The following is an 8822-nucleotide window of genomic DNA, read 5'->3' on the forward strand; positions in this document are numbered from 1 at the left end:
CGTAATGCTCCGCCATTTTACGGGTGACGCGATAGGTGAGTTTGCCATCCACCAGGAAGCGTATCTGGTCAGGCGTCCATTCCACCGCATATTCATGCCACTGGGTGGCATCGGTTTCCGGCGGGAAGAAATGCTTGTTGACCAGCGGGGTCTCGCCGAAATAGCCCTCGCCGTGCAGGGCAACGCCGGTCCAGTCGGCTTCGCCCACATATTCCATGATGTCGATTTCTCCGGTCTCGGGCCATTTGCCGTTGCCCAGCAGCCAGAAGGCCGGCCAGACGCCGGCCGCGTCGGGCATCTTGATGCGCGCGGCCGCGCGGCCATAGGTGAATTCAAACCTGCCGCGCGTGTCGATCCGGCCCGAAACGAAATCCATCTTGCGCCCGTCCGGCGTTTCGAAACCCTTCCGGAACACGGGCTGCAGGACCAGCGCCCCGCCATCGGCACCGGTTGATTCGCCATTGTCCCTGAAGCGGATGGTTTCAGGCGCATCGATATAGGCTTGCTGCTCGTTGTTCACCCAGAAATCCGGGCCGATGACATTCCATTTCGACCGGTCGAGCTGGCCGGAATTGAACTCATCCGCAAACAGCAGATCCCCCTCCTGCCACGTCTGCGCCTGCGCCGCGGGGTGCGCAGGCGCTGTTGAGGTCCGGCAGTACGCCAGTCCCGGGCCTGCTGCCAGAATGACGGTCAACAGCAGCGAGCGCATAGCGTATCTGTTCGGTTTGCAGGCGGCAGGGGATTCAGGCCACCGCCGGTTTGCGCGCATAGATGCCAAAACCGGCGATGATGGCATAACAGGCTGCGGGCAGTACGAGCGCAAAGGAAAGGCTGCCGCTTACGTCGGCAATGACGCCAGTGAGAAGCGGGATCACCGCGCCACCGAAAATGGCGACATTGATGATGCCGGATCCATCCGCAGCCCGGCTGCCCAGCTTTTCGCACGCGAGGCTGAAAATGGTCGGGAACATGATTGCATTCATCAAACCGATCGCCAGCAGGCTGTAGCCTGACAGCATACCGGTGGTGTTGGTCGATAGTACGATCAGGGCGATGGCACCCACGGCCACACATGCCAGCACTTTTCCCGGACTCAGCATGCGCAGCACTGCCGATCCGATAAACCGGCCGACCATCGCACCGCCCCAATACAGGCCGATCAGTTTGCCCGCCGCCTGTTCCTGAAGGCCCATGACACCGGGTTGCATCAGGTAATTCACGATCAGCGAACCAATCGATACTTCAGCGCCAACATAAAGGAAAATGCACAGCGCGCCGAAGCCGAAGCGGGGGCGCTTGAGCAGGTCGGCGCCGCCAAGCCCGGAGCTGGGCTCATGCCGCTCGCCCTGCAGCTTGTCGCGGAACACCCAGACCACGGCGGCCACCAGCGCCAACGCAATGGCAATGCCGACATAACCATTCACGATCGCCTGGCTTTCCGCCACGCGATAGGCGTCCAGCTCAGCGCCCGATAATTGATCTGCACTCATGGACGCCAGGCTTCCGAGGATAAGGATGGAGCCGGCTATCGGAAAAACGGTCGTGCCAAGCGAGTTGAAGGCCTGGGCGAACGTCAGTCGGCTATGCGACGTCGAAGACGGGCCGAGCAGGGAAATGAGCGGGTTTGAAACCACCTGGACCAGCACCACGCCGCTTGCCAGAACAAACAGGGCGAAGAGGAACAGCTCATAGGTCGCCGTCTGCGATGCGGGAATGAACAGCAGGCAGCCGAACAGCATGGTCACGAGGCCCGCAACTGCGCCGCGCATGTAGCCGATCTTCTTGACCAGTTTGGCGCCGGGAATACCAATCACCAGATAGGCTGTGAAGAAGCAGAACTGCACCAGCATGGCCTGTGTGTAGTTCAGCGTGAACAATTCCTTCAGTTTTGGGATGATGACATCGTTAAGCGAGGTGATCCCGCCGAAAATGAAGAACAAGGCGAAGACGAATCCCTGCAATCCGGGCGCATGGATGGGCGCGCCGTCTTCCCTTGCCGCTGAAGGATCCGTGCTGCTCGAAATGCCTGGTGTCACTGCCATATTCTCTCTCCCCGCGCGCCCTTGATTCATAAGGTGCGCGCTCGTGGTGGTGGTTGGTGTTGCCTTGGGCCGCCGTCGGTCGGAATAAAGGCTCTAGGGCTACCTTTTGCAAGACAATGACAGCCATTGATACCGATGTCAATATCCTGTGACGGCCATAAATCAGGACGTCAGGGTCTTTCAAAAAGTTAACTAAATATAATATAAACAATAATATAGATATATTAAATGACCTGTATCAGTCCGCTGTAGAAGCGAGCTTTGTGTGCGATTATCGGCTGGTTTGGACGCATTCTTGACATCGTTGTCATAAATCGGTAAATTTCCGTTCAATCGGCCCAAGGCCGGTCGCAGCACGAATATAAAAACCGGATGGCCAGCCCTGTGGATGCGCCAAGCCGACAACGAAAACGATTGATGGAGAGGGTTATGAATTCCAGTCTACGAACCACCCTGTCGGCGGCACTGATGTTTGCATCGGTACTGTTCACGCAGGCGCACGCGCAGGAGCAGCAGCAGAACGCTGAAACCGCCGCAGCCAACGATGACGCCAAGACCAAGGCCAAAACCACCGGCAAGGAAACGCCGCAGGTGCTGGAAGAAGTCACGGTGACCGCCACCAAATTCGAAACCACGCTGATGCAGACGCCTTTGGCGGTGTCCGCATTCACCCAGGACAACCTCGACCGCCAGGGTGTGCAGGACGTCCGTGATCTCGGTAATCTGGTGCCCAACATGCAGGTCGGGTTCTCGCCCTCCGATTCCGGCGTGCAGGTGGTCGTGCGCGGCATCACCTCCAACAACTTCACCGAACTCGGCGATCCGACCGTCGGCATCCACATCGACGGCAGCTACACGCCGCGTCCGCAGAACGGACTCGCGCTGATGCATGACGTCGAGCGCGTGGAAGTGCTGCGCGGCCCGCAGGGCACCCTGTTCGGACGCAACTCCACCGCCGGTTCGATCAACATCATCACCGCGCGTCCGGTTTACGACCAGGCCTTCGGCGGCGGCGACATCGAATTCGGCAACAACAACCACAAGCTGATGCGCGGCATGTTCAACGTGCCGTTCAACGACTGGATCGCCCTGCGCGGTTCGTTCATGGTCGACAAGACTGACAGCTACATCGACCAGCGCATGGATACCTTCGACCTGAACTGGGATACCGACAACGACGGCATCTTCAACGGACCGAACGACGTTCCGGCCGACGGCATCGCCAATACCGACCAGCGCCGCAACCATCCGGTCGAGGATTCCGATGCCTATGGCAACTCCAACCGCTGGGCCGGCCGCCTGAGTCTGGGCATGAAGCCGACCGAAAGCATCGACTGGCTGCTGACCTTCGACCGCTACCGCGACCAGGGCGCCGGCATGGTTTCGCTGAAAGACTGCGAAAAAGCCAAAGGCACCTTCTTCGAATGCGATCAGCCGCAGTTCTCGGCCAACATCAACGTGCCGGGCGAACTGAACATGACCATCGACACCTGGCGCTCCGAGTTCAAGTGGCAGGCCACCGATGACATCGTGGTCGAGCACCGCATCGCCTATTCCGAAGAAACCCGCTCCCAGGCCTATGATGGCGACGGCGGCGCGTTCGCCGATCCGGACCATCCGGCCTTCGGCATCAACCGCGTCTGCTGCGGCGGCTTCGGCTTCCTGATCCGCGACCAGCAGGCCATCATCGATGCCGGCTTTGCGCCGTATGCCCTGTTTCCGTTCGAAGACCTGCAGCTGACCACCCGTTACTCGAACTATGACTCGCTGACCAGCGAACTGCAGATCAAGTCCTCCGGTGACGGTCCGCTGAAGTGGGTGCTGGGTGCCTTCTATCTGCAGGAAAAGAACGATATCCGTTTCGACGTCGAAATCCCGTTCTGCTGTTCGGCCGGCATTCCGCTGGCGCAGTCCTTCGTCCAGCCCAACCGCCAGGTCGAGTCGGAAGCGCTTTTCGGCCAGCTCGATTACAAGGTGAACGACAAGCTCAACATCACCGCCGGCTACCGCTACAGCTGGGACAAGAAAAGCGACAAGGGCGGTTCCAATCATGAAACCATCGGCTACTGGGTCAATCCGGGCGCCTTCGATCCGACCGGATCGTTCTGGATGGAAAGCTGGGGCCTGATCGGCATCGTGCCGTACTGGTCCACTTCCGGCGGCCTTTACCAGGCCGGCAACCTGACCGATGGCATGGGCTCGCTGGCCGAGGATTTCATCGACCGCGTACCGGGCACCGACAACACCTTCTCGGCCAAATGGAGCAAGGGCACCTGGCGTCTCGGCGCCGATTACGAGCTGAACGAAAACTGGTTCCTGTACGGCTATGCCGCGACCGGCTACAAGGCCGGCGGTTTCGGCGACAAAGTCAATGTCTGCGATTGCGAAGGCGGACTGACCGCGTTCGCCTACGAGCCGGAAGAAACCACCACCTTCGAAGCCGGCTTCAAGGCCCGCCTCGCCGATGGCAAGCTCAATCTGCTGGGCAATGTGTTCTTCACCCAGTATGACAACATGCAGCGCACCACCTGGGCCATCGTCGGCAAATCGCAGGTCAGCAACCGCGACATCGGCACCCTGCTGACCACCAACATCGCGGAAGCGGAAGTCAAAGGCCTCGAAATCGAGTTCGATTGGCTGCCCTGGCAGGGCGGTCGCGTCTTTGGCTGGTTCACCTATCTGGATGCCACCATCACCAAGTTCCCCGGTGCCGAAGACGGCTGGTTCTGCTTCGAGCGCGCCTACCTCGGTCTGTCCGAATGCGCGCCGGAAGATCCGACCCAGGTCCGTCCGGACAATACCCTGCGCCGTCCTGCCGATTACCGCGGCAAGAAGCTGCCGTGGTCGCCGGAATTCTCGACCAACCTGACCCTCGAGCAGACCTTCAAGTTCGGCGATGACATGCTGCTGATCCCGAATCTGTCGATGCACTGGCAGAGCGAGATGTTCTTCGCCGACAACAACTTCGACGAAGGTCCGTTCCACAGCGGCCAGCGTGCATTCGCCACCTTCAACGCCTCCGTGCGCCTGGTCAACACCATGCAGGGCTGGAGTTCCGAACTGTACATCTACAACCTGACCGACAAACTGGTCCGCCAGTGGGCCGATCCGGGTCCGGGGTACATGAAGGCCAGCTTCTTCCCGCCACGTTCCTACGGTATCAAGTTCCACAAGGATTTCTGATCGTCATCCGAGAACCGGACGCTACGGCGTCCGGTTCTTCCGGGCTGGAGCACACGATGAAAAAGCGATTGATCGCAGCCGTATGCCTGGCTGCGCTGATGGCGGCACCGATTTACGGTACGCCGCAGGCCTCCGGAAACACCGCCAACTGGGAGCCCATTGCCAACCCCGTGCCGGCCAATGCGGCGCTGGAAAAACGCATTGACGGCATTCTCGCCGCGATGACGCTCGAGCAGAAAGTCGGCCAGATGATCCAAGCCGAAATCCGCAGCGCCAGTCCGGCCGATGTCCGCAAATACGCACTCGGTTCGGTGCTGAACGGCGGCGGCTCGTTCCCGCAGACCAACAAACAGGCCAAGCCCGGTGATTGGTTGGCGCTCGCCGATGCCTATCACGAGGCGGCCGTCGATGTCGGCGGTACCCGCATTCCGGTGCTCTGGGGCACCGATGCCGTGCACGGCCACAACAATGTTTTCGGTGCCACGCTGTTTCCGCACAATCTTGGCCTGGGCGCCGCCAATGATCCGGCTCTGGTCGAAGCCATCGGCGCGGCAACCGCCGAAGAAGTCGCCGCAACCGGCATCGGCTGGGTATTCGCACCGACCGTGGCGGTGGCCAGTGATTTCCGCTGGGGCCGCACCTACGAAAGCTATTCGGAAAATCCCGATATCGTGAAAGTGCTCGGTGCCGCGCTGGTCAACGGCCTGCAGGGCCGGGCCGGCAGCGCCGATTTTCTGCGCAACGGCCGCGTCATCGCCACCACCAAGCATTTCATCGGCGACGGAGCCACCGCCGGCGGCGTTGATCAGGGCGATGCCCGGATCAGCGAAGCCGAACTGGCTGCCGTGCACGGCGCCGGTTACCGCGGCACGCTCGGCGCCGGCGCGCAGACGGTGATGGTCTCGTTCAACAGCTGGCAGGGCAAGAAGCTGCACGGCCACGAGTATCTGCTCAACCAGGTATTGAAAGGACGTCTGGGTTTCGACGGCATCGTGGTCAGCGACTGGAACGGCATCGGCCAGGTGTCCGGCTGTTCCAATGCCGATTGCGTTCCTGCGGTGCTGGCCGGCATCGATCTGTTCATGGTGCCGGAAGAATGGAAGGCCTTCCATGCCAATCTGCTGGCGGCGGTCAAACGCGGTCAGGTTCCGATGACCCGCATCGATGATGCCGTGCGCCGCATTCTGCGCGTCAAGTTGCGCGCGGGTCTGCTGGATGCCCCGTTGCCGTCGCAGCGCAACGCCGCCCGCCCGCCGAAGCCGGTCGGTGCCGCCGAGCACCGGGCGCTGGCGCGTCGCGCCGTGCGTGAATCGCTGGTCTTGCTGAAAAACAACAAGGCCCTGCTGCCGTTGAAAACCGACATGCATGTGCTGGTCGCCGGTGACGGCGCCGATGACATCGCCCGGCAGTCGGGTGGCTGGACACTGACCTGGCAGGGCACCGGCAACAGCAATGCCGATTTCCCCGGCGCGACTTCGATCTATGCCGGCATCGCCGATGCGGTAAAAGGGCGTGGCAGCGTCGAGCGCAGCCTGGATGGCAGCTACAAGACCAAACCGGATGCCGCCATCGTGGTCATCGGTGAAGAACCGTATGCCGAAGGCCAAGGCGACCGTCGCGATCTCAATCAAGCGCGTGCCCGCCCTGCCGATCTGGCGCTGCTGAAAAAACTCAAAGCCCAGGGCATTCCGGTGGTCACCGTGCTGCTGAGCGGCCGTCCGCTCTGGACCAATCCAGAGCTCAACCAATCCGACGCCTTCGTGGCTGCGTGGTTGCCGGGCTCGGAAGGCGCCGGTATCGCCGATGTGCTGTTCCGAAAAGCCGATGGCGGCATTGCCCATGATTTTACCGGCCGTCTGCCCTTCCGTTGGCCGGCCGAGCCGCAGCAGGCGCAGGTCATCCGTGACGCCAGTGCCCCCAAGGCCCTGTTCAATGCCGGTTATGGCTTGAGTTACGCCCGGCCCGCCACGCTTGGAGAAGATCTGCCCGAATTCGGTGCCGCCGAAGCCGTCACCGCCGCCGCCGAAATGATCCTGTTCGAACGCGGCCCGGTGGCGCCCTGGAAACTTTCGCTCGGCGACAAGGGCGGCTGGAGTCTGCCGGTGACCGGCAACACCACCACCTCCGCCAATGGCGCGGTCACGGTCAGTTCCTTCGACCGCAAAGTCCAGGAAGATTCACGGCGTGTGGTCTGGAACGGCAGCGGCGTCGGGCAGGTGTTCCTGAACAGCACGTCGCCGCAGGACCTCACTGCTCTGCGCAAGGGTGGCGGCGCGCTGGTCATCGACATGCTGCTTGAGTCGAGGCCGACCCAACCGGTAGAATTGCGTATCGATTGCGGTTATCCCTGCGGTGCCAAAGGCAACCTCAGTGACGTCTTCAAGCGCGCCCCCCTGAACACCTGGTTCTCGCTGAGCATGGATCTTTACTGTTTTGAAAAAGCCGGCGCCGACCTCAAACGCGTGGACACCGGTATGCTGATCGCGACCTCCGGCAAGTTGTCGCTGGGCATCACCGGCGTACGTATGGTGCCGGGCATGGCCGGAAAGGCCGTCATCCGTTGTGAAGCGCCCCGTGAATAAATCCAAGCCCCGAAAACCGAGCAAGCCCACCGCAAAAACCGGAAAGCGCGGCATGCCGTCCGCTGCACCGGCCGCCGTGCTCCGTCCGGGTCGCCCGACCATCGGGGATGTCGCGGCGCTGGCCGGGGTGTCGATCAAGACCGTGTCGCGCGTATTCAACAACGAACCCAATGTCGCGCCGGCGACCCGCTCGCTGGTGCAGACCGCCATCACGGCGCTGGGCTACAGCCCGAACCACTCGGCGCGCAGTCTGGCCGCGCGTGAATCGCTGACGCTCGGCCTGCTGTACGACAACCCGAGCCCGAACTACATCCACCAGGTCCAACGCGGCGCGCTGCAGTCCTGCCAGGAGGCCGGATACGACCTGCTGCTGCATCCCTGTGACTTCGGCAACAAGGCCATCAGCGATGAAATCGTCACGCTGCACCGGCAGGGCCGTTTCGACGGCGTGATCCTGACGCCGCCGCTGTCCGACATGAGCGATGCCGTGGACGCGCTGGTCGCAGCCGGCGTACCGGTGGTGGCGATCGCGCCGGCAGAAACCCGGGCCGACATCCTGCAGGTGGTGACCGACGACGAACGTACCTGCATTGCGATGACGCGCGCGCTGTATGCGCTGGGACACCGGCGCATCGCCTTCATCGCCGGACATCCTGATCACCGCGCGGTCGGCCTGCGTCTGGAAGGCTACCGGGCGGCACTGCGCGAGCTCGGACTGCCGGCACGCGATGACTATGTGGTGCAGGGCTACAATTCCTTCGATTCCGGCGAAGTGGCCGGCGCCGCGCTGCTGGCGCTGCCGCAGCCGCCGACCGCGATCTTCGCCGCCAACGACGACATGGCCGCCGGCGTCATGCGCATCGCGCACAAATTCGGGGTCAGCGTGCCCGGCAACCTGTCGGTGGTCGGCTTCGATGATATTCCCCTGGCCAGCCAGGTCTGGCCGGCCCTGAGCACGGTGCGCCAGCCGATCGAAGCCATGGCGGCGAAAGCGGTCCAGCTGCTGATTGCC

Annotated in this window: 5 protein-coding genes; 3 read left to right on the forward strand and 2 right to left on the reverse strand. The window is 62.0% G+C overall.

Translation table 11 applies throughout. The annotated features are described in order from the left end of the window. Positions 1-712, reverse strand: a 712-nt coding sequence (locus tag Q0W88_RS09505; RefSeq protein WP_297802801.1) for a glycoside hydrolase family 16 protein, incomplete at its 3' end; no start/stop codon positions are given. A gap of 34 nt (positions 713-746) precedes the next feature. Continuing rightward, entirely contained in the window at positions 747-2045 is a 1299-nt protein-coding gene (locus Q0W88_RS09510; RefSeq protein ID WP_297802804.1) for a sugar MFS transporter, read from the reverse strand. Positions 2046-2474: 429 nt separating this feature from the next. Between Q0W88_RS09510 and Q0W88_RS09515 the strand changes: the two genes are divergently transcribed. From Q0W88_RS09515 to Q0W88_RS09525, 3 genes are all read left to right on the forward strand, one after another. After that, on the forward strand, positions 2475-5228 hold the full coding sequence (locus Q0W88_RS09515) for a TonB-dependent receptor (protein ID WP_297802807.1): 2754 nt from the start codon (positions 2475-2477) through the stop codon (positions 5226-5228). 56 nt (positions 5229-5284) lie between these two features. Further along, positions 5285-7810: an exo 1,3/1,4-beta-D-glucan glucohydrolase gene (locus tag Q0W88_RS09520; RefSeq protein ID WP_297802810.1), complete on the forward strand. Its 2526-nt coding sequence runs from the start codon at positions 5285-5287 to the stop codon at positions 7808-7810. A gap of 52 nt (positions 7811-7862) precedes the next feature. Continuing rightward, on the forward strand, positions 7863-8822 hold a 960-nt coding region (locus Q0W88_RS09525; RefSeq protein WP_297802813.1), incomplete at its 3' end, for a LacI family DNA-binding transcriptional regulator.

The organism is Arenimonas sp. GDDSR-1, from assembly GCF_025980345.1.
GTDB lineage: Bacteria > Pseudomonadota > Gammaproteobacteria > Xanthomonadales > Xanthomonadaceae > Arenimonas.

Bases quoted from the DNA above. Each gene is read 5' to 3' on its own strand.
- Q0W88_RS09515 (WP_297802807.1), top strand. From the start codon at position 2,475: ATGAATTCCAGTCTACGAACCACCCTGTCGGCGGCACTGATGTTTGCA.
- Q0W88_RS09520 (WP_297802810.1), top strand. From the start codon at position 5,285: ATGAAAAAGCGATTGATCGCAGCCGTATGCCTGGCTGCGCTGATGGCG.
- Q0W88_RS09510 (WP_297802804.1), bottom strand. From the start codon at position 2,045: ATGGCAGTGACACCAGGCATTTCGAGCAGCACGGATCCTTCAGCGGCA.